Annotated in this window: 1 protein-coding gene; it reads left to right on the top strand. The window is 46.7% G+C overall.

Annotated elements, in window-relative coordinates; translation table 11 throughout:
• Positions 1–20: 20 nt before the first annotated feature.
• On the top strand, positions 21–246 hold a 226-nt coding region (locus LIZ87_RS22260; RefSeq protein ID WP_227149245.1), incomplete at its 3' end, for a TGS domain-containing protein.

Below are 246 nucleotides of genomic sequence, written 5' to 3'. Positions count from 1 at the left end.
CAAAGAAAGAGGTAAAGCAAATGATCATCACACTGAAAGATGGAAGTACCAAAGAGTACTCCGAACCGAAATCCATCATTGAGATCGCAGCAGACATCAGCGAAGGCCTTGCAAGAATGGCCTGTGCAGGTGAAGTAAACGGTGAAGTAGAAGATCTTCGTACCGTCATCGACAAGGACTGCAATCTTTCCATTCTGACCTTCAACGATGAAGGCGGAAAAGCAGCATTCCGTCACACCACATCCC

Source organism: Lacrimispora sp. 210928-DFI.3.58 (assembly GCF_020554865.1).
Classification (GTDB): Bacteria; Bacillota; Clostridia; order Lachnospirales; family Lachnospiraceae; genus Enterocloster.
This window is presented reverse-complemented; position numbering and strand designations above follow the sequence as displayed.